Raw genomic sequence first — 23082 nt, 5'->3', positions numbered from 1 at the left:
CGTGCCTTCGGGCTGAACCGAAACCGGTAACAGAAGTAGGTGGATGAGTGCCCGTAAACCGAACCGCCCTTGGCGAGGGGTTAAACCGTTGGAACCCTCGCCTTTCAAGGCGGGGAGGAGGTCAGCCTTGACCCAACCGTGGTTCAAGTACTCGATCAAGCGACACATAACAGGAGCCGCTTCATCGAGGAGGCGGTTATTATGAGGCTTTCGGATGAGAACTTGCTTCCTGGAGGAGTGAGGACAATTTTAGCGGGCCGGACGGGATTCGAACCCGCGGCCACGGGGTTAAAAGCCCCGCGCTCTAACCAGGCTGAGCTACCGGCCCGAACCCGGCCGTTGATTATCGTGATCCTCTTATAAGTTTTGCTCCCCTTTCCTCGATACCCTGACGTCGACTACAACGTGCCACACACCTGGAGCGTAGCGTTTGATGACGAGTTCGTTGAGCTTCTCCGCCTCGTATCCGTAATCCGCCGCCACTTTTTTGAAGGTCGCGAAGGGCTCTTCGGGCATGAGCTTTTCAGGCACGGTGTTGTGGTAGTGGATTACCGCCCCGTCCTTCGCTATGCTCAACGCCTTGGGGATGAAGTCGGCGGTCTTAACGACGTAGCCCATGAGAACCCTGTCCGCTACGTTCTCGGCCGGAAAGTCGCGGTTGTCCATGTTGTAGGGCGTCATCAAATCCTGAACGCCATTGAGCCAGATGTTCTCGACGAGAAAGCGAAAGGTGTAGGGGTCCTTCTCGATGGCTATCACCCTCGCCTTTTTGTGCACGGCCATCGGAAGGCTCAGGTGCCCGATTCCGGCGAACATGTCTACAACCAGTTCCCCGGGTTTCGCAACCCCCGCCATTCTCACGCGCTCCTTGACGTTGGCCGGGGAAAACATTATCTTAGCTACGTCGAGCTTGTACTTAACGCCGTTCTCGACGTGAACCGTAACGGTATCGCTCCCCCACAGCAACTCGTAGTTCGGTTTCCTCGTCTCCCCGTGGATGTGGCCCTTCCTGAGGACGGCCTTGGCCCCTATGACCCGGGCGTAGACCTCGGCTACCCTGCGCTTGTAGGGCTCAAGCTCCGGCCTGATGGGCAGTATCAGGACGTCGCCTATCATGACCCAGTGCTTAGGAAGGGCCTCTAAGAGCCCAGACGGGAGTTCCCGCGATAGGATGCGCCTGATCTTGGGTTTTATCCCCCGGGTTCCGCTCATCCCAACACCCCCGAAGGCTCGCCTTTAAAGGCTTTGGTTTCGTCTTTTTGCCAAATGACGATTAGAAAGGCTTAAAAGCCCTCCCCCTCAATCCATACAAGGAGTACCTCCGAGGAGGTCGATGAAGGGTATGGATGATGAACCCCCGAATAGTTGGTTTTCGCGCCTTTTTGGAGCCAGGGAGAAGCCCGTTCTCATCGAGCAGAACCTCAGCGACAGGGCATACGAGCAGTACAGGGAGCTCTTGCTCAGGGCCCGGCCGGAGACCGTTGGAAAGAAGCTCGTCCTCCACCTATCCGACGGCACAGTCGAGCTTGAGGAGGGCGTCCTTAAGATAAAGGCGAGGAACAGGAAAGCCGCTGAGAAGATCCTCCGGAACCTGCACCACTACGAGCAGCCCCCAAGCCTATGGCCGGCCTATGGACTGAGCTACTCCCTCCGGAAGAGAAAGACCCCATGAGATACTTTTTAAACCCCCTCCCCCTATTACCTCAGGATGAAGACCCTTGCCCAGTCTGACCGGTGATGACGTCGGTATTAGCTGACACAGGGCGGGGAGGTTCGCGGGCCGATGAGCCGTCCTTCTGGAGGCGGAGTCATGGAGAGCGATGAAAACGATGGACTGCTGGAGTTCTACGCGAGCGAGGCCCTCACTTGCCCGAGGAGGATATACTTCAGGCTGAAGGGCTACCCCGAGAGGTGGCCCGAGTTCGTTAAGGTCAGGCTGAACCAGGGCGTGAGCACCCACAACGTTTTGGGGGAGATCCTCGCCCGGCGCTTTGGCTTTGAGCTGGAGACTCCGCTCGTTCTGCGCTCAAGAAAGTTGGGCTTTGAAATCCACGGACGGATAGACGCGTTTAAAGACTTCCCAATAGAGATAAAGGGAAAAACGAGCCTCCCAAGGGTCCCCTACGACTACCACCTCGCCCAGCTCAACATCTACCTCCGGTGGGCTGAGGCTGACTACGGCTACCTCTACTACGTGAAGCTCCACGAGAGGCCGGAGAGCATCATAGGCAAGCTCGATTTCTCGGACTTCCCGATAGTCAAGGGGCCCAACTTCAGGCTCTTTGAGGTTCCCTACGACAAGTCCCTCTTTAAAGAGACGCTGAAGCACTTTTACACAGTCAAAAAGGCTTACGAAAGGGACAAACTGCCGAGGGGGCACTTCAGCTACGCCTGCAGGTTCTGCCCCTACCGCTACCTCTGCTACCCTGGCGAGGAGTGATCCAGCACGTACCTAACCAGGTACCTCCCATGCTCGAAGTCGTCCTCCTCCGCCTCTAAAACCTCAACGGGCTCCACCTTCAGACCGAAATCAAGGGCCTCCCATTTTAAGTCATCGAAGTAGTCGTAGAGACCGCAGGTCGCGCAGAACGATCCCTCGAACTCTATCACCACCTCCCCCTCTCCAGCCCTCACGATCCTGGCCCGGGCCTCACTCCCGTGCAGCCTGTTGAACTCATCCAAGACCCTCCTCAGGGCCTCCATTCAGTCACCCCCGATGTAGTCGAGCGTCTCCTCAACGAAGTCCTCGAAGGCATCTTCATCTATCTCCTCGATCCTGAGCTCGAAGGATTTTCCGAGGCTCCACCTGACCGCTACCATTCCCCTGTCGGTCTCCGCGAGAACAAGGCCGAAGGGCATGTCGCCGGCCCAGTGGTGCTTAGAGAAGCCGATCCTGAAACCTCTCTTGGAGAGCTCGTCGAGGATCATCCGGTACGTCTGAAGGGGCCCGAGGTTCGTCCTCGCTATCCCCATGTAAGGCACCCAAACCACCACCTTTGTTAGGCTTTCCTAAAAACATCCGCCTCCAAACTTATAAAGTTTGGGGAGTAGATGGCATCATGAGGGTTCTTCTCCTCGGCGGAACAGGATTCATCGGGAGCTTCCTCCTTCGAGAGCTGCTGGGCAGAGGCCACAAAGCTATGGTCCCAACGAGAAGGAACGTAAAGCTCGGTAGAGCTGAGACGATAAAGGTCTCGGGAAGGCCGGAAGAGTACGCCCGGCTGGTGGAAAAGCTGAGCCCGGATGCCGTCGTCAACCTCATCGGCGTCCTGAGGGGGGACTACTCAGTCCACTACAAAATCCCAGGGGCTCTCTCTAAAGTTATCGAAGGAACTGGAATGAGGCTCGTCCACGTGAGCGCCCTCGGAGCCGATGAAACCTCACCCATAGAATACTTCAGAAGCAAGGCCCTCGGCGAGCGGGAAGTTCGAAGGCTTGAGAACTACGCGATTGTAAGGCCATCGCTGGTCTTGGGCCCGGGTCAGGGGCTCTTCAGAGAGGCCCTTCACTGGAGGGTTTTTCCGGACCTAAAAACCCGTGTTCAGCCCGTTGATGTGAGGGATTTGGCGGAGCTCCTCGCGGATATGCTTGAGGGGAGCGGGAGGGATGAAGTGAACGTCTGCGGAGCGGAAGTGGTGCCCCTCGGCGAACTCGTGAAGGCGGTTTTGGATGAAGCCGGAAAGCGGGTTCTCCTCATCCCTTTACCTGGGTTCCTCTTAAGGGTCGCGGGAAAGCTCGACAGCTCCCTTTTGATGGCATTAACTGAAAACATCTGTCCCAAAAAGGATAGCGTCATTTTTGAAAGGCCCCTTCAAGACTCGATAACCTTCACCGCGGAGGGTCTCCGGTGAGCTACGAGCTGGTGAGCTACATCTACGAGCCCGTAAACACGCTCCTTGAGGTACCCACGGGCATAAGGAGGGCCAGAAAAGAACTGATTGGAAAAGCCAGGGGGAGGGTTATTGAGCTGGGCGTTGGAACCGGGCTGAACCTTCCCCTTTACCCAAAGGGCACGGAGGTCGTCGGCGTTGACATCAGCGAGAAGATGCTTGAGAAGGCCAGAAAAAAGAAGAGCAACGCTAAGGTAAAGCTCCTGAAGGCTGATGCCCGCTCCCTCCCGTTTCCAGATAAAAGCTTCGACACGGCCGTCTCAACCTTCTTCCTCTGCGTTGTCCCGGAAAAGGAGAGGATTTTGAGTGAGATAAGGCGGGTTTTAAAACCGGGCGGTCTTCTCCTCGCGATGGAGTGCTCTCTGCCGAAGAACCCCATCTTCAGGGCTTTTTTGAGCGGTTTGAGCGCGCTAACGAGCCGGCTGACCGGGACGGACTTCCGGGTGGACGTTGGAAACCTCCTGAGGGAGAAGGGCTTTGAAGTCCTTGAGGAGAGAAACCTTGTAAACGGCGCGGCTAAGGCTCTGGTAGCTAAACCTTCCTCAAAACCATGATGAAGGCTATCCTCGGGAAGCACCATCTCAGGAGGAGAGACTCAAAGCCGAACTCCCGGAACTCCTCAGAAAGCTCCTCGGGTGAAGGAAACGCCTTGATTGAGCGCCAGAGGTGTTCGTAGGCCTCTTCCTTACCCGTCAGAAGGCCACCGACGAAGGGGACAAAGCTCTTCGTGTAGAACCATGCAAGCCTCCCGAGTAAGCTCCCGTTCCTTGAGAACTCAAGGAGAAGGAGAAGGCCGTCCTTCTTGAGAACGCGGTGCATCTCGGAGATTGCCTTTTCCCTGTCTGGAAAGTTCCTCAGGCCAAAGGCAACGCTGACGAGGTCAAAACTCCCGTCGGGAAAGGGCATCTCCTCGGCACTCCCTATCACGAGCCTCGCGAAGGGCACCTTCCTTCGAGCTACCTCAAGCATCCTCTCGCTGCAGTCCAGACCGTAGAACTCCGCCGTGGCCTTCCTTTTCTCAAGCCCCTTCTTCATGCACCTTATCATGTCTCCTGTTCCGCAGGCCACGTCCAGTATCTTTGGCCTCTCCGCTATTAAGTGTTCCAAGGCCAGCTCGCAGGCCTTTTTTCGCCACCTCCTGTCCAAGCCGAGGGTTGTAAGCCTGTTAACTAAATCATAGCGCTCGGCTATGCTGTTAAACAGCTCCCCTACCAAGCTCCTCCCCCCGGAGAACCTTCTTAACTTTCGCGGGCCTTCCTCCGAGGACGTAAACCCTGTCCGCAACTCTAAAAAGCTCCTCAAGCTGGTGCGAGACCACTAAGACGGCTTTTCCAGAATTAGCTAATTCCCTAATTATGGAAAGAAGTGATTCCTTAGAGGCTTGGTCGAGGCCGGTGAAGGGCTCATCGAGGATCAAAACGTCGAAGTCGAGGAGTAAGGCCCTCGCTATCGATGCTTTTCTCCTCGTTCCACCGCTCACCTCCTTCGGGTATTTCTCAAGGAACTCCTCTATCCCAAGCCTTTTAGAAACTTCGAGAGGTTCGCAGTCCTTTCCCCTGAACTTTAAGCCGAGGCAGAGGTTGTCGCGGAGCCTCTTCCAGGGGAGGAGATAGTCCTCCTGGTAAACGATCGAGAGGTTGCCCCTCACTGAGACCTCTCCGGAGTCGGCCATCTCCACTCCCGCTAATATCTTCACGAGGGTGCTCTTTCCGGTCCCGTTGGGCCCGACGAGGCCGATTACTTCACCGCGCTTAATTTCGAGGCCTATTCCCTCCAGGATTTTCTCGCCGTTGAAGGACTTCTCAAGCTCTCTCACCAGTACCAGCGCCTCACCCATTCCTCAAGCCTCCCGAGTACGAGCTGATCGAGGGTTATCATGAGAACGATGAGAAGGAGGGCCCACGCGAAGACACCGGCCTTAACCCCGAGGTCGTAGGAATAAACGAGCTGGTAGCCTATTCCACCTGCCGAACCAAAGGCCTCAGCGACAACGCTTATCCTCAAAGCAATGCCGAGGGCCACCCTGCTCGCGGAAACCATCTCGGGGAGCGTTCCGGGAACTATGAAATGGAGGTAGAGCTGAAGCCTTGAGGGCCTTAGGAGAGCTATCAAAGGCCTGTACCTCTCAAGGAGATTCTCGCTTGAGCTTATTCCGGCCGAGAGCATGGCGGGGAAGGATGCCATCGCGGTGACGAGGATGGGCGCGATTGAGCTCGTGACCCCGAATATCATGATGAAGACTATCGTCCACACTAAAACCGAAACGCTCTGGACGAAGACGTTGAGAGCGCTTAAAAAGTCCTTGAACTCTGCCGAGTAGAGGGCCAAGAGGATGGAAGCTCCAACGAGGAGAAACGCGACCAAAAATCCAGCCAGGGAGTGATAAAGAGTCCTGAGGGTGGAATTCAGAACGAGGCCCCAGCCGGCCTCTGGATAAAAGCGGAGGGTCTCCCCTATGCCGGGAATAAGCGTCGGGTAGAGCCTGGCTAAGGCCACCCACGAGGCCAGTGCAAAAATAAGGAGGTAGAGCCAGCCGCGCCTCATCTTCAGCCCCTGTAGAAGATATCCAAGTTAGACGGGTCCTTCTCAAGGTAGCCCCCGAGGTAGGCAAGCTTCCACTCGGACTTTATGCCGAGGATTAACCCCTCGTCGAGCTTCCCCTCGTTGACGAATGTCCTGGTGTAGAGGATTTCAAGGGCCTTTTGGTCGAGGTGGTAGAGGTTCTTCAGGATGGCCTTGGTCTCGCCTGGATTGGTCTTCCAGTAGCGGGCGCTCTCCTCCTGCGCTTTTATGAAGGCATCAACGAGGTCCCTATGCTCCCTCAGGAAGTCCCCGCGAACGACCCAGACGAGCATAACTGCCGGACCGTTGACGATGCCCTTTGCCCTCGCCTCGTCCCAGAGTTCCGAGAAGGTCGCTATAACCGTGTAGTTCTTGGCCATCAGCTCGCTCGCTATCGGCTCCCAGATGACGACTGCATCAACGTCCCTCAGCGAGTCCTCAATCGAGCCGGGCGGGACGTTAACGACGGTGTAGTCCTCGGGCGTTACGTTGTAGAGGACTTTCATATATGCCTGGAAGAGCTTGAAGGTTCCAGATGCAACCACCGCCCCTATCTTCCTTCCCTTAAGCTCCTCAGGCCTCATCCTCTCTTTTCCGATTATCGCCTGGTTCTGGAGCATGTCAACGGCGATTATCTTGATATCAACGCCACTCTGGGCTAACTTCGCAGCCATCTCAGCGGGAATAACGGCGAAATCCGTTTCACCGTTCTTGAGGGATGCAATTATGTCGGGAGTTTTGCCGAGGCGCAGAACCTTAACGTGGAAGCCGTTCTTCTCGTCGAAGCCCTTGGCCTGCATTATGTCGAGCGTGCTTATCCCGCCGAGCAGGGTAGCTGCCCTCACAGTTGGGAGCTCTGAAGAGGTAGCGCCCGAACCCGGGCTTGAATTCGCTCCTATGCACCCCGCGGTTAAAACGACAAGGCCAACGAGGAGCAACGCCAACAACTTCTTCATTCAACCACCCCCGAGCTTTATCAGGGCATCGGCTATGGCTGAGAGCGTGATGATTAACCCGATGGGAATGTTGAGGTTGAAGGCCTTTGGAACGTTCTCAAGGCTTTTCCTCGCGAGGTAGTTCTCGTGGAGGATTAAAAAGCTCCCGACTGCCCAGCCGGTGAGGTAAACCCACCCGAGGCCGTAGAGAGGGCCTGCAAGGCCAAAGAGGGCTATCGCAATCAGGTGGAAGGCTAAAGCGATGTCCAGGGCCTTCTTTATCCCGAAGCGCGCGGGAATGCTTCCAACGCCGTGCCTCACGTCGAACTCGTAGTCCATGATGGCATAGATAGTGTCGAAGCCCGCTACCCAGAAGAGCACTCCAAAGAAGAATGCCCAGGGGATTCTCTCAAGGAGGACAAGGAGGTTTGTCTCATCGCCTCCTGCTGCAATAGTCCCACCTGCCACAGCCATGGCCAGAGTTAAGCCTAAGTGGAGGTGCGGAAAGCTGTGCTTCCTCTTTCCTTGAGGATAGGCGAGGGCCAGAACCCATGGAATCGGGCTGAGCAGGGCCGTCCAGAAGTTTAGCAGAACAGCCGAGACGAAGTAGAGAACCGAGCCAACGACGACGAGCCACCATGCGTCGCTGATTTTTACGGCCCCTTTGATCAGTGGCCTGTTCCAGGTTCTTGGATTCAGGCTGTCTATGTCTATGTCCGCTATGTTGTTGTAGGCTAAGGCGGCAGTTCTCAACCCGAGGAGGGCGAAGCTCATGAGGATTATCTCCACCCAGGTTACGTGGAAACCGCTTAGGAGAGCTCCGACGTAAGCGTAGGGTAAACTAAAGAGGGTGTGCTCTATCCTGACGAGCCTCATCAGTGCATGAAACCTGCTCGCCTTGCTGACCTCACCTGGGTCAAAGGCCATCTCAACCACCGAGGTACTTCCTGAAGAGCCCATCGAGCCTCTCAAGAACTTCCGGGTCTTCCTCAACTTCCTCAACGGTTCTCCCTTTCATCTCCAGCTGGAGCTTTCTCGTCGCGTCTATTCCCAGCTTGCTCCCGAGAGGCGGATTCGGGACAGCTGGATCGAGGGCGTCTGTGTGCGCGTTCGGAATCACCAAAACGTCCCTTTCAGGATTGACAAAGGAAGCGACCGCCCAGATGACCTGGTTTATGTCGTGGACGTTTATGTCTTCGCTGACGACTATTATCACCTTGGTCAGCGCCATCTGGCCCGTTCCCCAGAGGGCGTTGAGAACCTTCTTGCCTTGCCCGGGATAGCGCTTCTTTATCGAGACTATGGCAACGCCTTGAAAGACGCCATATTCTGGAAAGTTGACGTCAACAACTTCCGGCAGAACCATCCTCATCAGCGGGAGGAAAATCCTCTCGATGGCTTTTCCTATTACGGCATCCTCAAGCGGCGGCTTCCCGACTACAGAGCCGTAGTAAATCGGGTCGTCGCGGTAGTACAAACGTTGGGCGTGGAAGACAGGATAAAGCTCGTTCCTCTCGCTCGGTTTGTCGTAGAAGCCAAAGTGGTCCCCGAATGGCCCTTCCTCGCTCAGCTCGTTCACGTCAACGTAGCCCTCTATCACAGCCTCGGCATTGGCAGGAACGAGGACGCCGTTGGGCAGGCGGTAGAGTTCAAGTCCCTTCCCTCTGACAAAGCCCGCGAAGAGCAGCTTGTCCATAGGATACGGGACAGGGGAGACGGCCGTTAAAAGCGTCCCTATGTCAGAGCCTATGGCTATCGCCACCGGCATTTTCCCGTCATTCCCCTCAAGATACTCCCGCCAGGCCTGGCTTCCCCTCTTGTGCACCTGCCAGTGAACCAGACCGGTAGAGCCGTCGAGGAGCATGACGCGGTAAACGCTGATTGAGTTCACTCCCCTCGGGTCGGAGAAACAGACGAGGGGATAAGTGAGATAGCGGGAGGCATCTTCGGGCCACGTTTTGAAAGCTGGGATGAATTTCAGTGGCTCGTCCTCGACCACGTTCCTGGTGAACTCCGCTTTTCTCACTATTTTTGGAAGATAATTGCTCATCTCCTTCAGCCTTCCGAGGGAGGAGAGCTTGTCCGAAAGGCCGAGTGGAATGCTCTCTAAGAGTTTGAGAGGTCTCTCGCCGATTTCCTCAAGTCTGCTAACTCCAAGTGCTTCCCTAACCGTCTCAACGCTCGTGAATAGGTTTCCAGCGATTCTCCACTCGGGATGGCCCTTAACCCTCTCAAAGAGAACGGCCCCCTTCTTCCCGTACATAGCTTTTCTCAGAAAGGCCGGGATTTCCAGCTCTGGAGAAAGCCCCTCCTCAACGCGGATAAGTTCCCTTCGTCTCTCAAGCCACTCTATGTACTCCCTCATGTCCCTCATCGCTCACACCTCTAACTTCGGCCTTAAAACGGTTTCACCGGAGCAGTCGATAAGCCTGAGCTCTATTCCGTAGACCTCGCTTAAAAGCCCCTCGTCGAAGACCTCATCGGGCCTTCCGTCCGCGACGACCCTTCCGTTTTTCATCAGGACGAGCCTGTCGGAGAAGAGATAGGCCAAGTTGGGGTCGTGTATAACGAGGAGAACGCCGACGCCCTCTTTGGTTAGCTTCCTAACCGTTTGTAGGACGAGAAGGGCGTTTTTCAGGTCGAGTTCGCTCATCGGCTCGTCGAGGAGGAGGTACCTCGGGGAGGTCAGTAATGCCCTTGCCGTCAGGAGGAGCCTCATCTGCCCACCGCTCAGCGAGGTGTAAGGCTTTTCGGCGTAGCTCTCAAGGCCAAACGTTTTGAGAAGTTCTAGGGCTTTTCTCCTGTGTTTTTTGCCCGGAGCGCCGAAGGTGCCCAGCTCTGGAGTAGCGCCGAGGAGGACGAAGTCGAGAACCTTGAACGGAAACGTTGGGACGTGGTCTTGGGGAACAAAACCCAAAAGTTTTGCCCTTTCCCCTGGTGAAAGCCTGTGAACGTCGTTTCCATCAACCAAGACCCGCCCCTTATCTGGCCTTAGAGTTCCGTAGATTAACCTGAGGAGGGTGCTCTTTCCAGCCCCGTTAGGCCCGATTATCGAGACCAGCTCACCGGGATTGACCTTGAGACTGACCTCATCTACTTCAAAGTCACCGTAGGAAAAGCCAACGCCCTCAACCAGTAAGCCTCTCAAGCTCCCTCACCTTCTCCATGAAGTCAAAGCTTTTGGCCTTTTCAACCTCGCCCCGCCTGAAGTGCTTCCCGAACCAGTCGTAGTAGAGCAAAACCCTCCTCACGAAGGCTTCCACATCCTTCTCGCTGAACAGGCTCTTTTTCTCAAGCTTTTCTCCGAGAACGGCGTAAAACCTGACCATCTTTCTCCTGTCTTCGTCGCTCAGCTTATCCGGGTCTATCTCACCGCCGATGAGTGTCCCGTAGAAGGGCGGAACCTCGAAGGCCTCTATCAGCGGTTGGGCGTAGGCTATCCCGCCGTGCAGCTTCCCCATGAAGACCGAGCCCGCCAAATGCATAGCAACCAAGAAGAACGCTTTGGGAACCTCCTCAAGTTCCCCTTTGTGCCCTTCAACCCACCTCATCAAATCCCAGTGCGGACCGTCGCGGTAAACTGGAGCGCCCAGGATTACGAGGTCGTATCCAATTGGCGAAGGATCCTCCTCGACCCGCGAAACATCGACTTTGTGTTCTCTGTCCTCAAAGAGTCTCTTAGCCAGTTCAGCGGCCTTTTCCGTCGTTCCGTACCTTGTGGTGTAAACTACGAGGATCCTCAACTCCATCCACCCCCGGTCTTTCTGAGGAGATAGCCGAAAAATGGAACTCCCACCAGAGTCGTTATTATCCCGACCGGAACATCTCCCGGGAGAAGCCTAACCACGATGTCAGCTAAGACCATCACGGTGATTCCGATTGAGACCGTTGCGGGGATTAGTCTTGAGTGCTCCGGCCCTACGAGCATCCTCGCCATGTGTGGAACCATAAGCCCGACCCAGCCGATTATCCCGGTGAATGAAACCACCAGAGTAGTCATTAATGCTGAAATGAAGACGAAAATCCCCCTCCAGAGGTGAACGTTCAGGCCAAGCAATTCGGCCTCATCGCCTAAGCTCATCGCGTTGAGATTCCAGCGGAGGAGGAAGAGGAGGAAAGCCAGGATGAGAACGCCGGGAAGGGAGTAGATTACCGTTTCCCAGTCTGCGTTTGAGAGGCTCCCCATTAGCCATACGACCAGAGCGTATAAGCTCTCGCTCGGAAGGAGGAGTTCGAGGAGAGAAAGCAGAGCCGAGAAGAGGGCGGTAACGATTATGCCCGCGAGGATGAGGGAAACGGTGGAGATCCTCCCGTTTATTCTCGCCATCCAGTAGGCGAAGAAAACCGCTAAGAGACCAAAGAGGAGCGCTAAAGGCGCGATTCCAGCGAAGGGCAAAAATGCAACAGCTATAGCTGCCCCCAAGGCAACGCCGGAGGAAACACCGAGGATGTAGGTGTCAACGAGTGGGTTCCTGAAGATGGCTTGGAGGGTCATCCCGCCCAACGAGAGCGCTATTCCAGCGGAAACGCCCATCAGAGTTCTTGGCAGGCGGATTTCCCAGATTATATTCACCGCCCCCGGTGTCAGGTTGAGCGGGTTGGTCGGGTAGCTCCCCACGAAGATTCCGAGGAATACAGCAAGTGAAGGGAGGACTATTAGCGCGAGCTTCTTCATTCCTCAACACCGCAGAGGCTGTAAAGCTCTTTCGCTGGCCTCTTCCAGTCCGGGAAGTCCTTCCCGTGGACGAGCCTTCCTATCTGGTAAATCCCGGGAATCAAGCGGAGACTCCAGCGCATAAAGCTTTCCCTATCCAAAGCCGAGCCGACGATGTGGACGTTGCCTTCATCAACCGCTTTAACCTTCTTCCACTCGGCCGAATCGAGCATCTCATCCCTTATCGCTTCGAGCTTCTCCCCCTTTGTCAGAACGCTCGTCAAAAGGAAGATGTGATCCACATCGCCAAAGCGCCTGATGAAGTCCTCCTTTTTGAGGGGATAGACCTTCCTTTCAGTTCTCAGCCTCTTCCCGAGGCTTTCTGCACCTGCCTTCTTAACCGCGTCGCTTATAACGTTGGTTCCCGTGACGACGTTTATTCCCCTGTAGAGCATAACCACCTTCGGTTTTTCCTCAAGGAGCCGGGTTATCTCCCTTATCCTCGCGAGCTGCTTTCCGTAGAACTCGCCGAGCTTTGAGAAGTTCCCTCCGGTTTTTTCGGCTATCAGTCTGCTTCCCTCGATGAGGTCGTCAACGGTTAAAAAGTCGAGGAGAAGAACTTCAGCGTTTATTCTTTCGGCGAAGGAATATAGCTCACCCGAGGAGTGAAGGTTCTCCACTTTAAAGTCGAGGATCAACCTCGGCCTTATTCCCTCTAAAACGTCCCAGTATGTCTTCTTCGTCCTCTTTAGATACCTGCCTATGACCGGCCTGTCCCTCAGCTCCGGCAGGCAGTAGTTGAGCCTGATTTCTTCGTTTATCCCAGCTATCTCGCCAGCTTTTCCGACGAGCTTGACGATTTCTGCAAGGCTCGCGGGAAAGACCGCTATCATGATTTCACCTCAAAAATTCAGGAGAGGAAGGGGTAGAACCTCTTGATGAACTCCTTCGCTTTGCCTTCCCAGTCTGGATAATAGCTCGGATAGACGGCCTTCCCTATGACCCAGATTCCGACGGCCAGCCTCGGACTCCAGCGGAGGAAGGAATCTTTGCTCATATCGGCGCGGAGAACAACGACGTTGCCTTCTCTGACCGCTTTTATCTGCTTCCAGGCATCGTCCTTCAACATCTCGTTCTTAAGCTCTTCCACCTTCTCGTAGGGTGTAACGGAACTCGTGAGGAGGATTGCAACGTCGGCATCGCCATAACTTGCGATTATCTTCTCCCTGTCCATCGGAACCCTGACGGGGATGTAGCCCTTCACAGTAATGTTGACGAGGTATTCACCCCCGATTAGCCTTACCGCCTGCGCTAAGACGTCGTTGCCGTTAACGAGGTAATACCTCCCCATTATCGGCTGTATCATGATGACCTTCTTCCTCCTCTCTGCCGGTATCTTTGACGCTATCTCCTTCACCTCGCTTACCTGCTCGTTGAAGTAGTCCTCGAAGGCTTTGGCATCTTTCTCCTTTCCGAAGAGCTTTCCGAGTAGCTCAACGGCCTTCGGGATGTCCTCAAGCCTGTCCTCGCGGAGCATTATCACAGGAATCCCGTAGCCCGCCGACCTGTTGAGAAAAGCATCAACGTCGTAGAACTTCTTCAGGTAGAGGTTGACGATCAGGTCTGGCTTCAAAGCTAAGACCTTCTCCCAGTCGTCTATCTTAAGCCTCCTCCCAACGACGGTCTTGTTCTTAAGGTCGGGACTCAGGAAAGCGTCGGCCTTTGCCTCCGCTGGGATTCCAACCACCTGGTCGCTCGCGTTGAGTAGCTGGACCACCTCAAGGGCCGAAGTTGAGAGGATTGCTGCCCTCTGGACGGGAACTTTAAGGGTAACGGTTCTCCCCGCGAAGTCCTTGACGGTTATCTCCTTCGGGGTTGCCGTTGTGGAGTTGTTAGAACTTTCAATGCAGCCGGCACCGAGGACCGAAACCAGGAGGATTCCAACTACTAAGAAAGCTTTCCACTTCATCTTTACCACCTCAGACAGGTTTTTGCTCCCCGAAGGTGCCAACCGGGAGGTTTAATCCAAATTTCTCGGCGAGCTTAAGGTAAGTTCCCGGCTCGTAGGGGCAGGCAGGGTCTTCGGCAAGCGGATCAACGTGGTAGGCGTAGGCCCTGGCCCTGCTCCCACCGCAGACATCCCTGAATTCACAGACCCCACATCTCCCCTTGAACTCGGCCGAGCGGAGCTTTCTCATGAGTTCCGAGTTCCGGTAAATCTCTGCCAAGCCCTTCTCCCTCACGTTTCCAACGCTGTAAGGCAGGAACCCGCTCGGATAAACGTTCCCGTTGTAGGCAATGAAAACTATGCCCTTCCCGTCGCGCGTTCCCATCGTCTGTGCCCTCGCCTCTCCCCCATCACCGAGGAGTTCAACCAGCTTACGCTTGAGCCTGAAGTAGAGTTCTCCCGGTTTCAGAACTTCATCCGGGTTTGTTCCCTTCTCCTCAAGGGCCTTTCTCATTATTGCCACACGCCTGAACATCGGACCTTCTGTTGTCCTGACGAGGAGGTGCTTCGATGCTTCGTAAAGGAAGTGGGTTACATCCTCCCACTCCTCCGGCCTTAAATCGCTCTCGAAGTTGCCCCTGCCGGTTGGAACGAGGTAGAAGACCTCCCAGATTTCGACGCCCAAATCTTTCAAAAGCTTCACCATCTCGGGTAAGCCTTCAACGGTCTCGCGCATAACAACGGTGTTAACCTGCACCGAAACGTTTCTCTTCAGGAACTCCCTTATCGCCCAGACGGTTCTCTCCCACGTTCCCTCGATGCCCCTTATCGCGTCGTGAACCTCAGGGAACGGACTGTCGAGGCTTATGCTGACCGCTTTAACGCCGTGCTCGACGATTTTATCTATCGTTTCCTCGGTGAGAAGGGGAGTTACAGCCGGAGCCAAACCAACGCGGATGCCCTTCTCAACCGCGCGATCAATGAGCTCGAGGATGCCCTTCCTCATGAGCGGGTCTCCACCTGTGAGGATTAGAATAGGATATGGCCTTCCGAAGTCGGTTAGAGAATCTATGAGTTTCTCCCCTTCTTCGGTTGTCAACTCGCCCGGGAGGGCCTGAAGGATAGCCTCCGCCCGACAGTGCTTGCACTTGAGCTGGCAGGCCTTTGTGGTTTCCCAGAAGACGAGGAGGGGCTTCTTATCATAGGGCCGTGAACTATTAGATTTGCCTCGGTGCATTTCGACCACCGTCTCTTAGGTTACCAGAATAAACCTTGGCCTACCGAATTATAAACTTTTCCCCAAAAAATTCGAAATTCAAAGGTAAAGAAAAAGGGCAAAAAGGCTCAGTAATAGCCCTCTGCCTCGGTGACCTTGCCCCCGAACATCTTGTAGACGTAGAGGGTGTAGCTCATGATTATCACTGCCAATATCACCGAGATCCCTAAGACCGCCTGGAGGGTCAGCGGCGAGGCCGCGAGCGTTTGGATGCTGAGCTTGAACTTCGGGTCGGTTGTTGAGATGACCCAGTTGGGGTACATTGAGTAGTAGACGAGGTAGACCACCAGCGGGAACGCGAGCCAGCTTATGTAGAAGCTGAGCTTTTCGTCGCCCTTCTTGATGAGGTAGCCGTCCAAGAGGGCCGCTATTAGGATTATCAGCGTCAGTGTAAGCCCGAGTGGTGTCAGCGCCCTGTCGAATCTTGAGGGTGCCCAGACCTTCATGCCGACGACGACGAGCAGGAGGAACACCACCGTGAGGATCCAGAAGTTGAAGGCGTGCTTCCTCATCTGCTCCTGTATCTTTCCTGTCGTCTTGTAGACCGCCCAGTTGGCCCCGTGCCACATCACCGCGAAGAGCACGAAGAGACCCACTATGAGCGGGAAGGGCCTGAAGAGCGTCAGGAGCGAGCCGTGGAAGCCTTTGGCGTCTATCGGGATCCCCTGGATTAGATTGCCGACTATGACCCCTATGATGAGCGGGATTAGCGCGCTGACGGTGGCGAAGAGGTAGTCCCAGAGCTTCTTGTACTTGTTCCTGAACTCAAAGCTGACCGCCCTGAAGATGAAGAGGAACGCGAGCAGCCAGACCGCAAGGTAGAACGTGCTGAAGAGTACGGCGTAGAGGGCCGGCCACATTGCGAATATCCCTGCACCCCAGGTGATGAACCAGACCTCGTTGCCGTCCCAGACCGGAGCGATGGTGTTTACGAGTATGTCTTTGTCCCTCTCGTCCTTGATGAAAAACAGCAGTGAGCCAAGTCCGAGGTCGAAGCCGTCAAAGGCAAGGTACATTCCCAGGAGGAAGGCCGAAAAGTAAAACCAGGCAGTCGCGTAGTCCATCACTGGCCACCTCCCGCGGCGCTGACTGCAGGGGCTGGTTTGGCAGTAACATCACCCTCAACCGGCTCGGGCCCCTCTCTGACGAGCTTCTTAACAAAGTAGAGCCAGATGTAGAACAGTATGGTGTAAACTACCACGAATCCTATGAGCGTCGTCAGCACGCTTGCCGCTGAGACGTTCGCTGAGGCGCCGTTTTTGACAGTCACCATACCCCATACCATCCAAGGCTGTCTCCCGACCTCGTGGGTGAACCAGCCCGCTTCTCCGGCGAGCCACGGGAGCGGGAGTGTAACGACGAGCACCTTGAGGAACCACCTTGCGTCGTAGAGCCTGCCGATGAGGAGCAGGAGAAGCCCAACGAGGCCGATCAGGATGAAGAGCGTTCCCAGGCCGACCATGACGCGGTAGGCGTAGAACATGAAGGCAACGGGCACGGACTTCTCAAGAATCTGAACCATCTTCTCGTTTGCCTGCGGGTCGTTCGGGTTGATGCCGTAGGCCTTCATTATGCTGTCAACTACCTGCTTCTTGACCTTTTCATTGGCGTAGTTCGGGTTGTTGAGAACCTGCTGGTACCATACGTATTTTGCTGCATCGTGAAGGCCGAGAACCTTCGCGTTCCAGTCGCCGAATGAGAGCCAGCTCAGGAGCTTTGGAATCCCGATTGCAGCCTTGACCTCCTGGTTCTTCTCGTCGACGATCCCGAAGACTATCATCGGTGCCCCAGTTTCCGTCTTGAAGAGGCCCTCGTCCGCGGCCAACTTGGTCGGTTGGTACTTGGCTATGACCCTGCCCTCGGCGTGGCCAGTTGGGTACAGCTGGATCACAGAGCTTATGGCGAGAACGACGATGCCTATTGCAACGGCGCTCCTCGCGACCTGGACGTGCCTCTTCTTGAGAAGGTAGTAGGCCCCAACCGCCGCGACTATGTAGGAACCGGTTAGTATGGCCGAGTTTATGGTATGGGTGTACTGGGAAACTAAGAGCGGGTTGAATACCGCTTTCATAAAGTCCGTAAGCTCTGCCCTTGGACCGAGCGCAGCGTTTTTGATTATGTACGCACTTGGCGTCTGCTGCCAGCTGTTTGCTATGAGGATCCAGAGACCTGAAAGGCTTGAGCCTATGAAGACGAAGAACGACGAGATCCAGCTTATGACCTTGGGGAGCCTGTCCATGCCGAAGAGGAGGACGCCTATGAACGTTGACTCAAGGGCGAAGGCGAAGAGTCCCTCGAGCATCAGCGGCGGCCCGAATATCGAACCTACAAAGGTTGAATAGTTGGCCCAATTTGCCCCGAACTCGAACTCCATGACGATTCCAGTAGGAACTCCAAGGACGAAGAAGACTCCGAGCCACTTGCTGAAGAACTTCGCCGCCTTGTACCACTGATCCTCATTGGTTATCGCCGCCATTGTCCATATCAGAAACACCATAAAGCCCATCCCTATGCTCGCCGGCACGAAAATCCAATGGTAGCCGGCGGTTAGGGCGAACTGTATCCTCGAAAGCAGCACCGGATCCATTCCGTGTCACCTCCCTGTTTGACCCTCAAACTATTCTCAGTGGGGTTCAAACTTATAATGTTTTCGGCTTTTCAAACATATGTACCCGACAAAAAACGAAAAGGTAGAGCAGGCAAACTAACCCTTGACCTTCGGCTTTGTGAAGAAGCCCAAGCCGTGCACCTCTGCCTCGTAGAGAATGAAGCAGACCGTAAAGAGCATTCCTGCGACAATCCAGACAACGTTGTGGAGCAAGAACGCAAACAAGACAAACAGCAACGTCAATGTTATCGCAGCCAGCCCGTATATAACCTCCTTTCCGGTTTCAGCTTCCACCCCCATGGGGACCACCAAGCTCAATTTTTCTCTTAACTTCTTATATCATTTTCGCTTCTGGCTCTTTTCAAACCTTGAAGGTGCGATAATCAAAAGTGTTATATACCCCCGAGCCATAAAGCTTTTGGACAGTCCACGTGGGAGGTGCTGTTATGGCGAAGGTTCTTATTTTGGGCGGTGGAACTGCCGGCCTGGTCGCCGGGAGGTACATAACGGCCGAAGCTAAAAGGCTCGGCATCGATGCAGACGTCACGATGGTGACGGCGAGCGAGAGGCACTACATGCCGCCCCTATTCATGGAGGTGGCTTTGGGCTCTGCTTCCGCCGATGAGACATGGGCACCGATAAAGAACGCGGAAAAGGTCTACGGCTTCAAGGTTGACATCGACAGGGTCACAGAGATAGACCTCGCCAACAGGCAGGTGAAAACTGAGAGCGGTAAGGTTTATGACTACGACTACCTGTTCCTTGGGTTGGGCGTCAAGTACGTCTGGGACAAGTACAAAGGCTTTGCCGAGTACGGTTACCACAACTACACCCTTGAGGGTGCTCTTGAGCTTCACAAAGCCCTTTCGGAGTTCAAGGGCGGGAAGATAGTCATCTACGCTCCAGAAGGGCCGCACCGCTGCGGTATCTACCCCTACGAGATGAGCCTCAACCTGAGGATGTACTTCGAGCACCGCGGGATTGAGGGAGTTGAGATAACCGTCGTCCACCCCGACAAGAGGCCCGGAATCGGCCTTGGGCCTGACCTGGTCAAGTTCTTCGAGGGGGAGATGGAGAAGGCCAAAGTTAACTTCATCCCCAACGGCGGCCACGTCGAGATAACGCCGAACAAGGTTGTAACCAAGAACGCCGAGGTTGACTACGATTTGCTCATCAAGATACCGCCGATAGCTATTCCCGACGTTATGTCCTTTATGGCGAGCGAGAAGGACCCGCGCTGGGCGAAGGTAATCGGCCCCGACTTCCGCTACCCGGACTACGACGAAGTTTACATCGTCAGCGAAGCGAGCATGCCGCCTCTCGGGCTCCTCACCGCTGGAGTTCCGCTCCACAACGCCTCCATCGTTGCAGCAACCAGCATTCTCCACAGGATACACGGCGGCTACCCCGTTGCGGAATATGCGCCAACGCTCTGCGTCGGCCACGGCTACAACACCGGCTTCTCAGGAAACTGCGAGTACGAGTGGGCAGGGAGCAAGTACAAGCGCGAGTGCTACCTGCTCGTCAAGAGCCCGCTCGTGAGGCTGATGAAGGACTCGTTCTACAGGGGCTGGCTTGACAGTTTGAGGCTGTGAGGTGGTGAAGATGAGCGAGCTTACCCTTACCCCCGAAGAGGTTGCAGCCATAAGGGAACTTGCCGAAGTCGCCTTAGCCCTTAAGAAGGGCGGAACCCTTGGGCTTCTCAAGGCGATGACCGAGAACGGCGACAAGCTCCTCGAAACGATAGCGGAAGAGAAGGCTCTCCTGAGGCTCCTCGGCGTTGGGAACGCCGCCTTAGAGCCGGTCAGGGAGCTCGAAACTGCGGAGGCCAGGGAGATAGAGTGGAACACCGAGGAACTCGTGAGGGCTCTTCTGAAAGCTTTAGCGAAGACCGACCCGAAGGAGGCACCGAGGGTCGGCATGACGGCAGCGTTGGGCTACCTCCGCGACGAGGACGTTCAGAAGGGACTCGGCTTCCTCTTAGTCCTTGCGAAGAACCTCGGAGCGGCTTTGAACGGCAAGCTCTGATCCTTTCCTTCTTTTGGAGGTGAAACCTTGAGGGTTCTCTTCACCTACATGGGGGCACCAACCGAGCCGGATGAAATCGAGGACTTCATATTTCGCTTTCTCTACGATGTGAGGTACCACATAGGGCTCAACGTTCCCGGGGCTAAGGCGATAATCAAAGGTATAGCCAAGGCCCGCGCGAGGCAGGTCAGGGGGCACTATAAGGTCATAGGCGGTAAAAGCCCCCTCGTCGAGTACATGATGGAGATAGCAGGGGCTGTAAGCGAAAAGACGGGCCACGAGGTAAGGCTTGGCATGTGCTACTCAAGGCCCCTCCTCGAGGAACTTAACTGGGACTTCGATCTCGTCTTCCCGCTCTACCACGTCTACTCAAGCTCAACAACCGAACGCTGTCTGGCTAAGATAAGGGAGCTCTTCGGGGAGAAGCCCTACGTGAGGGAGTGGTGGGACAACGCGAAGTTTATCCGCTGGGTTCAGAGGAACATCAAAACCGGTCTGGAGGATAGCGGTTTTGAAGAGCCCTACGTGATCCTGAGCGTTCACAGTCTCCCAAAGAGGGTAATCGACGAGGGCGACCCCTACGAGAGAACCCACAGAAAGCTCGCAGAGAGGGTTATGAAGGCCTTCGACCTGCCCTGGGAAATAGCCTTCCAGAGCAAGTTCGGGAGGGGCCAGTGGCTCGGGCCCGAGGTGCCTGAGGTTTTAGAGAGGCTGAAATCCGAGGGAGTGAGCGAGGTTCTCGTTTACCCACTCAGCTTCATCGTCGAGAACATCGAGACCCTCTACGAGCTGGACGTTGAGTATGGCGAAGTGGCTGAAAGGCTCGGCCTTAGATACAAAAGGGCCGGGCTCAACCACCGCGATCCGCTTTTGAGCGAAGCTGTAGCGGAGGTGATTGAAAATGCCGTTAACGAGAACTGAAGGTGTGGAGGTAAGGGGAACGGAGAGGTTCACGAACGCCTTCATAGCCTACATCATGGGCTTCGTCGGTGGAATTCCACTCCTCCTCATGAAGGACACCGACGAGTTCACAAAGCTGCACGCGGCCTATTCAAGCGTCATGGGCTTCTTCGCCTGGCTGGCCTTCATGGCCCTCTGGCACATGCCGATGGTGAACCCCAACTACCCGCACTTTGGACCGGCCCTCTACGTCGCCTACGCCTGGCTTATATACGCGATCTTCGGCATGTACACCTTCATAAGGGGGAAGACCTATCTCATCCCGGGGGTTGACTGGATGGCGAAAGGTCTAATAAGGGCCCTCTCCAATGCCGTGTGAGGGATGGCAATGAGAAAACTCGGCCTCGCGGCAGGGGCCCTTGCCCTGCTCCTACTCCTGCCCGCAGCGGGGGCGGTCAATCCAACGAATTTTATGGATTCCTTCATAAAAGCCCTCAACACAGGCAACTACTCGCTCATAGAGCCCTACCTGAGCGGCACGCTCGGAGAGCAGTTCACGGAGGACTATTTCAACCGGATCAGGGGGTTCACCCTGAAGAACTACGGGGAGCTGAAGGGCTACACCCCCATCGGGAACGGGACGTCGGGGGGCCTCCTAAAGTTCGAATATCGGGTAAGGGCAGAGAAGGGTTCTTTCCCAGTTCTGCTGGCGTATAGGAACGGCACCCTCGTTGGAATAGCCCTCGGCATAGCCCCGAGGCCGAATCCCTTAGGCATGGTGGCGAGCATACTCTCATCCACTGCCGCCATCCTCCTGCTGGCCTTCCGGAGGAGGCCCTCCCTTTCTGACTTCTTCCTTGGTTCCGGCCTCGCCCTGGGGCTCGCGGTGATAATACCCTTCTACAGCATCGCCCTTCTAACCGTTGGAAACCCGGTGCGGAGGGCGCTTATCCTTGCCCTGGTCTCGGCGGCGACCGTGGAGGGGTTGAAGTTCTACTTCTCACGCGGAAGGAACGGGCTCTCTTTAGGCCTCGGATTGGGCTTCGGCAAGTACGTTCTCCTAGCCATAGGCACCTTCGTCTCCGCCAACTTCCTGATGAAGATACCGGTGGCCTTCTCGGGAGGGGCGCTCTACGTCGTCCTCGAAGCCTTCCTCCTGACCGCTTACCACGGGATCACCGGGGCAATCTACTCAAGGAGCCGCAGATGGATCTATCCAACTGGCTTTTCCCTTCTACTGGCGGCCGTCTACTTTTCCCTTGCGGAAGGCCGCCCCTTGGGTATCCTGCTCTCCCTCACGGCCTTTCTTCCATTGGTGAAGGGGTGGGATCATGGAGTCCCTTGACAGGAACATACTCGAGCTACTTGAGGGGAGCGTCGAACTCGCGAAGAAGGTCGGTGAGTACGTCATAAGGAGCGGCGGGAAGAGGATAAGGCCGAGGATCGTCCTCGCGGTGGCCGAGGACCTCGGGCTTGAGGAGAGGGACGCCCTCGACCTGGCCTCGGCAGTTGAGCTCATCCACACCGCCAGCCTCGTCCACGACGACGTCATCGACCTCGCTGAAAAGAGGAGGAACAGCCCAACTGTGCTCATGCGCTGGGGCCCGGAGCTGGCCGTCTTAACCGGGGACTTCCTCTTCGTCAGGGCCCTCAGGGTCATAGGGGGCAAGAGGCTTGAAACCGTCGACTACGTGGCCCGGGCCGTGGAGGATATGGTGAAGGCGGAGATACTCCAGGAGGCCGTCCGCGGGAGGATCCACCTCGGTGTGGATACCTATTACAAGATAATAGATGGCAAAACGGGACGGCTCTTCGGCGTGGCCTTTGCGCTCCCAGCCTACTACGCTGGAAAGCCCTTCTGGGGGGAACTCGACAGGGCCGGAAACCTCGTGGGCAGGGCGTTTCAGATCGTCGACGACGTCCTCGACTACTTCCCTGGAACAGGAAAAGACCGCTTTAAAGACCTGCTCAACGGCAAGGCGACCCTCCCGCTTATCCTCTACACGGAGAGCTACGGCTCGGGCTTTGTGGAGAGCGTCCTGAGGGAGCCGAGGGAGGAGCGCCTATTGGAGCTCTTCGACAGGATGAAGGAGGCAGGGATCTTCGGAAAGTCCATTGAGGTCGCCAAGGGCTTCCTAAACAAAGCGCTCAAGATGGTGGAGGAAGCCCCCTTCGACTCCACCCGCGTCGTCTCGCTCGTTAGGGGGTACTTTGACGATGTCTTTGGGCGTTTCCCCTTGCGGAGTCGATAGCCTTTCAGGAGCTTTGACAATCGTCCAAA

At 55.6% G+C, this 23082-nt stretch carries 28 protein-coding genes and 1 tRNA gene; 10 read left to right on the top strand and 19 right to left on the bottom strand.

The window, feature by feature from the left end:
• Positions 1-253: 253 nt before the first annotated feature.
• Together MVB78_RS04415 and MVB78_RS04410 are read right to left on the bottom strand one after the other, a co-directional pair.
• Positions 254-328, bottom strand: a tRNA-Lys gene (locus MVB78_RS04415).
• 29 nt (positions 329-357) lie between these two features.
• Complete coding sequence (locus MVB78_RS04410; protein WP_297488352.1) at positions 358-1212, bottom strand: class I SAM-dependent methyltransferase family protein; 855 nt, start codon at positions 1210-1212, stop codon at positions 358-360.
• Positions 1213-1342: 130 nt separating this feature from the next.
• Here MVB78_RS04410 and MVB78_RS04405 point away from each other — a divergent pair, with 130 nt between their 5' ends.
• Complete coding sequence (locus MVB78_RS04405) at positions 1343-1672, top strand: hypothetical protein (RefSeq protein WP_297488381.1); 330 nt, start codon at positions 1343-1345, stop codon at positions 1670-1672.
• Positions 1673-1810: 138 nt separating this feature from the next.
• Positions 1811-2440, top strand: coding sequence for a CRISPR-associated protein Cas4 (cas4, locus tag MVB78_RS04400; RefSeq protein ID WP_297488349.1), 630 nt, complete (start codon positions 1811-1813; stop codon positions 2438-2440).
• Here cas4 and MVB78_RS04395 read toward each other — a convergent pair.
• Together MVB78_RS04395 and MVB78_RS04390 are read right to left on the bottom strand one after the other, a co-directional pair.
• Entirely contained in the window at positions 2422-2703 is a 282-nt protein-coding gene (locus tag MVB78_RS04395; protein ID WP_297488346.1) for a hypothetical protein, read from the bottom strand. The two genes, cas4 and MVB78_RS04395, sit on opposite strands and share 19 nt — an antisense overlap.
• Positions 2704-2982 (bottom strand): hypothetical protein, encoded by a 279-nt coding sequence (locus MVB78_RS04390; protein WP_297488378.1) that lies wholly within the window; start codon positions 2980-2982, stop codon positions 2704-2706.
• A 77-nt stretch (positions 2983-3059) separates the two neighbouring features.
• On the opposite strand from MVB78_RS04390, the gene MVB78_RS04385 reads away from it, so the two are divergent.
• The gene (locus MVB78_RS04385; RefSeq protein WP_297488344.1) at positions 3060-3851 is read left to right on the top strand and encodes an NAD-dependent epimerase/dehydratase family protein; all 792 of its coding nucleotides are present in this window, start codon (positions 3060-3062) and stop codon (positions 3849-3851) included.
• On the top strand, positions 3848-4444 hold the full coding sequence (locus MVB78_RS04380) for a class I SAM-dependent methyltransferase (protein WP_297488340.1): 597 nt from the start codon (positions 3848-3850) through the stop codon (positions 4442-4444). Before MVB78_RS04385 ends, MVB78_RS04380 begins: the two co-directional genes overlap by 4 nt.
• Here MVB78_RS04380 and MVB78_RS04375 read toward each other — a convergent pair.
• The 15 genes from MVB78_RS04375 to MVB78_RS04305 form a co-directional block, all read right to left on the bottom strand.
• Complete coding sequence (locus MVB78_RS04375; protein WP_297488337.1) at positions 4422-5105, bottom strand: ubiquinone/menaquinone biosynthesis methyltransferase; 684 nt, start codon at positions 5103-5105, stop codon at positions 4422-4424. The genes MVB78_RS04380 and MVB78_RS04375 overlap by 23 nt on opposite strands.
• Entirely contained in the window at positions 5086-5727 is a 642-nt protein-coding gene (locus MVB78_RS04370; protein ID WP_297488334.1) for an ATP-binding cassette domain-containing protein, read from the bottom strand. The genes MVB78_RS04375 and MVB78_RS04370 overlap by 20 nt, the downstream gene beginning before the upstream one ends.
• Positions 5703-6434, bottom strand: a complete 732-nt coding sequence (locus MVB78_RS04365; RefSeq protein ID WP_297488332.1) for an ABC transporter permease — start codon at positions 6432-6434, stop codon at positions 5703-5705. The genes MVB78_RS04370 and MVB78_RS04365 overlap by 25 nt, the downstream gene beginning before the upstream one ends.
• Before the next feature lie 2 nt (positions 6435-6436).
• On the bottom strand, positions 6437-7408 hold the full coding sequence (locus tag MVB78_RS04360) for an ABC transporter substrate-binding protein (RefSeq protein WP_297488329.1): 972 nt from the start codon (positions 7406-7408) through the stop codon (positions 6437-6439).
• Complete coding sequence (locus MVB78_RS04355; RefSeq protein WP_297488375.1) at positions 7409-8314, bottom strand: 4-hydroxybenzoate octaprenyltransferase; 906 nt, start codon at positions 8312-8314, stop codon at positions 7409-7411. It abuts the gene before it with no gap.
• Position 8315: 1 nt separating this feature from the next.
• Positions 8316-9761, bottom strand: coding sequence for a UbiD family decarboxylase (locus MVB78_RS04350; RefSeq protein ID WP_297488326.1), 1446 nt, complete (start codon positions 9759-9761; stop codon positions 8316-8318).
• 3 nt (positions 9762-9764) lie between these two features.
• Positions 9765-10535 (bottom strand): ABC transporter ATP-binding protein, encoded by a 771-nt coding sequence (locus MVB78_RS04345; protein ID WP_297488323.1) that lies wholly within the window; start codon positions 10533-10535, stop codon positions 9765-9767.
• Positions 10516-11136: a flavodoxin domain-containing protein gene (locus tag MVB78_RS04340; RefSeq protein ID WP_297488321.1), complete on the bottom strand. Its 621-nt coding sequence runs from the start codon at positions 11134-11136 to the stop codon at positions 10516-10518. Before MVB78_RS04340 ends, MVB78_RS04345 begins: the two co-directional genes overlap by 20 nt.
• On the bottom strand, positions 11127-12062 hold the full coding sequence (locus tag MVB78_RS04335) for an iron ABC transporter permease (protein WP_297488318.1): 936 nt from the start codon (positions 12060-12062) through the stop codon (positions 11127-11129). The genes MVB78_RS04340 and MVB78_RS04335 overlap by 10 nt, the downstream gene beginning before the upstream one ends.
• On the bottom strand, positions 12059-12934 hold the full coding sequence (locus MVB78_RS04330) for a hypothetical protein (RefSeq protein WP_297488315.1): 876 nt from the start codon (positions 12932-12934) through the stop codon (positions 12059-12061). The genes MVB78_RS04335 and MVB78_RS04330 overlap by 4 nt, the downstream gene beginning before the upstream one ends.
• Positions 12935-12951: 17 nt before the next feature.
• Positions 12952-14010: an ABC transporter substrate-binding protein gene (locus MVB78_RS04325; RefSeq protein ID WP_297488312.1), complete on the bottom strand. Its 1059-nt coding sequence runs from the start codon at positions 14008-14010 to the stop codon at positions 12952-12954.
• 10 nt (positions 14011-14020) lie between these two features.
• Positions 14021-15226, bottom strand: coding sequence for a TIGR04053 family radical SAM/SPASM domain-containing protein (locus MVB78_RS04320; protein ID WP_297488309.1), 1206 nt, complete (start codon positions 15224-15226; stop codon positions 14021-14023).
• Positions 15227-15333: 107 nt separating this feature from the next.
• Positions 15334-16329 (bottom strand): cytochrome d ubiquinol oxidase subunit II, encoded by a 996-nt coding sequence (cydB, locus tag MVB78_RS04315; RefSeq protein WP_297488306.1) that lies wholly within the window; start codon positions 16327-16329, stop codon positions 15334-15336.
• Complete coding sequence (locus tag MVB78_RS04310; protein ID WP_297488304.1) at positions 16329-17852, bottom strand: cytochrome ubiquinol oxidase subunit I; 1524 nt, start codon at positions 17850-17852, stop codon at positions 16329-16331. The genes cydB and MVB78_RS04310 overlap by 1 nt, the downstream gene beginning before the upstream one ends.
• A gap of 117 nt (positions 17853-17969) precedes the next feature.
• Positions 17970-18173, bottom strand: coding sequence for a hypothetical protein (locus MVB78_RS04305; protein WP_297488372.1), 204 nt, complete (start codon positions 18171-18173; stop codon positions 17970-17972).
• Positions 18174-18319: 146 nt separating this feature from the next.
• On the opposite strand from MVB78_RS04305, the gene MVB78_RS04300 reads away from it, so the two are divergent.
• From MVB78_RS04300 to MVB78_RS04275, 6 genes are read left to right on the top strand one after another with little or no spacing between them, the layout of a single operon-like run.
• Positions 18320-19468 carry an FAD-dependent oxidoreductase gene (locus MVB78_RS04300; protein ID WP_297488301.1) on the top strand — a complete coding sequence of 383 codons (1149 nt, stop codon included), beginning with the start codon at positions 18320-18322 and terminating at the stop codon, positions 19466-19468.
• A gap of 10 nt (positions 19469-19478) precedes the next feature.
• On the top strand, positions 19479-19901 hold the full coding sequence (locus MVB78_RS04295) for a DUF1641 domain-containing protein (RefSeq protein ID WP_297488370.1): 423 nt from the start codon (positions 19479-19481) through the stop codon (positions 19899-19901).
• 27 nt (positions 19902-19928) lie between these two features.
• Complete coding sequence (gene hemH / locus MVB78_RS04290; protein WP_297488298.1) at positions 19929-20822, top strand: ferrochelatase; 894 nt, start codon at positions 19929-19931, stop codon at positions 20820-20822.
• Positions 20803-21180: a hypothetical protein gene (locus tag MVB78_RS04285; RefSeq protein WP_297488295.1), complete on the top strand. Its 378-nt coding sequence runs from the start codon at positions 20803-20805 to the stop codon at positions 21178-21180. The genes hemH and MVB78_RS04285 overlap by 20 nt, the downstream gene beginning before the upstream one ends.
• Positions 21181-21183: 3 nt before the next feature.
• Positions 21184-22146, top strand: a complete 963-nt coding sequence (locus tag MVB78_RS04280) for a DUF3887 domain-containing protein (protein ID WP_297488293.1) — start codon at positions 21184-21186, stop codon at positions 22144-22146.
• Positions 22133-23053: a polyprenyl synthetase family protein gene (locus tag MVB78_RS04275; protein WP_297488291.1), complete on the top strand. Its 921-nt coding sequence runs from the start codon at positions 22133-22135 to the stop codon at positions 23051-23053. Before MVB78_RS04280 ends, MVB78_RS04275 begins: the two co-directional genes overlap by 14 nt.
• The last annotated feature ends 29 nt before the right edge of the window (positions 23054-23082 follow it).

Source organism: Thermococcus sp. (genome assembly GCF_026991495.1).
Lineage (GTDB): Archaea > Methanobacteriota_B > Thermococci > Thermococcales > Thermococcaceae > Thermococcus.
This window is presented reverse-complemented; position numbering and strand designations above follow the sequence as displayed.

Bases quoted from the DNA above. Each gene is read 5' to 3' on its own strand.
- MVB78_RS04365 (WP_297488332.1), bottom strand. From the start codon at position 6,434: ATGAGGCGCGGCTGGCTCTACCTCCTTATTTTTGCACTGGCCTCGTGG.
- MVB78_RS04355 (WP_297488375.1), bottom strand. From the start codon at position 8,314: ATGGCCTTTGACCCAGGTGAGGTCAGCAAGGCGAGCAGGTTTCATGCA.
- MVB78_RS04405 (WP_297488381.1), top strand. From the start codon at position 1,343: ATGGATGATGAACCCCCGAATAGTTGGTTTTCGCGCCTTTTTGGAGCC.
- MVB78_RS04395 (WP_297488346.1), bottom strand. From the start codon at position 2,703: ATGGAGGCCCTGAGGAGGGTCTTGGATGAGTTCAACAGGCTGCACGGG.
- MVB78_RS04320 (WP_297488309.1), bottom strand. From the start codon at position 15,226: ATGCACCGAGGCAAATCTAATAGTTCACGGCCCTATGATAAGAAGCCC.
- MVB78_RS04275 (WP_297488291.1), top strand. From the start codon at position 22,133: ATGGAGTCCCTTGACAGGAACATACTCGAGCTACTTGAGGGGAGCGTC.
- MVB78_RS04280 (WP_297488293.1), top strand. From the start codon at position 21,184: ATGGCAATGAGAAAACTCGGCCTCGCGGCAGGGGCCCTTGCCCTGCTC.
- MVB78_RS04385 (WP_297488344.1), top strand. From the start codon at position 3,060: ATGAGGGTTCTTCTCCTCGGCGGAACAGGATTCATCGGGAGCTTCCTC.
- cydB (WP_297488306.1), bottom strand. From the start codon at position 16,329: ATGGACTACGCGACTGCCTGGTTTTACTTTTCGGCCTTCCTCCTGGGA.
- MVB78_RS04330 (WP_297488315.1), bottom strand. From the start codon at position 12,934: ATGATAGCGGTCTTTCCCGCGAGCCTTGCAGAAATCGTCAAGCTCGTC.
- MVB78_RS04285 (WP_297488295.1), top strand. From the start codon at position 20,803: ATGCCGTTAACGAGAACTGAAGGTGTGGAGGTAAGGGGAACGGAGAGG.
- MVB78_RS04310 (WP_297488304.1), bottom strand. From the start codon at position 17,852: ATGGATCCGGTGCTGCTTTCGAGGATACAGTTCGCCCTAACCGCCGGC.
- MVB78_RS04410 (WP_297488352.1), bottom strand. From the start codon at position 1,212: ATGAGCGGAACCCGGGGGATAAAACCCAAGATCAGGCGCATCCTATCG.
- MVB78_RS04325 (WP_297488312.1), bottom strand. From the start codon at position 14,010: ATGAAGTGGAAAGCTTTCTTAGTAGTTGGAATCCTCCTGGTTTCGGTC.
- MVB78_RS04350 (WP_297488326.1), bottom strand. From the start codon at position 9,761: ATGAGGGACATGAGGGAGTACATAGAGTGGCTTGAGAGACGAAGGGAA.
- MVB78_RS04335 (WP_297488318.1), bottom strand. From the start codon at position 12,062: ATGAAGAAGCTCGCGCTAATAGTCCTCCCTTCACTTGCTGTATTCCTC.
- MVB78_RS04360 (WP_297488329.1), bottom strand. From the start codon at position 7,408: ATGAAGAAGTTGTTGGCGTTGCTCCTCGTTGGCCTTGTCGTTTTAACC.
- MVB78_RS04340 (WP_297488321.1), bottom strand. From the start codon at position 11,136: ATGGAGTTGAGGATCCTCGTAGTTTACACCACAAGGTACGGAACGACG.
- MVB78_RS04295 (WP_297488370.1), top strand. From the start codon at position 19,479: ATGAGCGAGCTTACCCTTACCCCCGAAGAGGTTGCAGCCATAAGGGAA.
- MVB78_RS04300 (WP_297488301.1), top strand. From the start codon at position 18,320: ATGGCGAAGGTTCTTATTTTGGGCGGTGGAACTGCCGGCCTGGTCGCC.
- MVB78_RS04370 (WP_297488334.1), bottom strand. From the start codon at position 5,727: ATGGGTGAGGCGCTGGTACTGGTGAGAGAGCTTGAGAAGTCCTTCAAC.
- MVB78_RS04305 (WP_297488372.1), bottom strand. From the start codon at position 18,173: ATGGGGGTGGAAGCTGAAACCGGAAAGGAGGTTATATACGGGCTGGCT.
- cas4 (WP_297488349.1), top strand. From the start codon at position 1,811: ATGGAGAGCGATGAAAACGATGGACTGCTGGAGTTCTACGCGAGCGAG.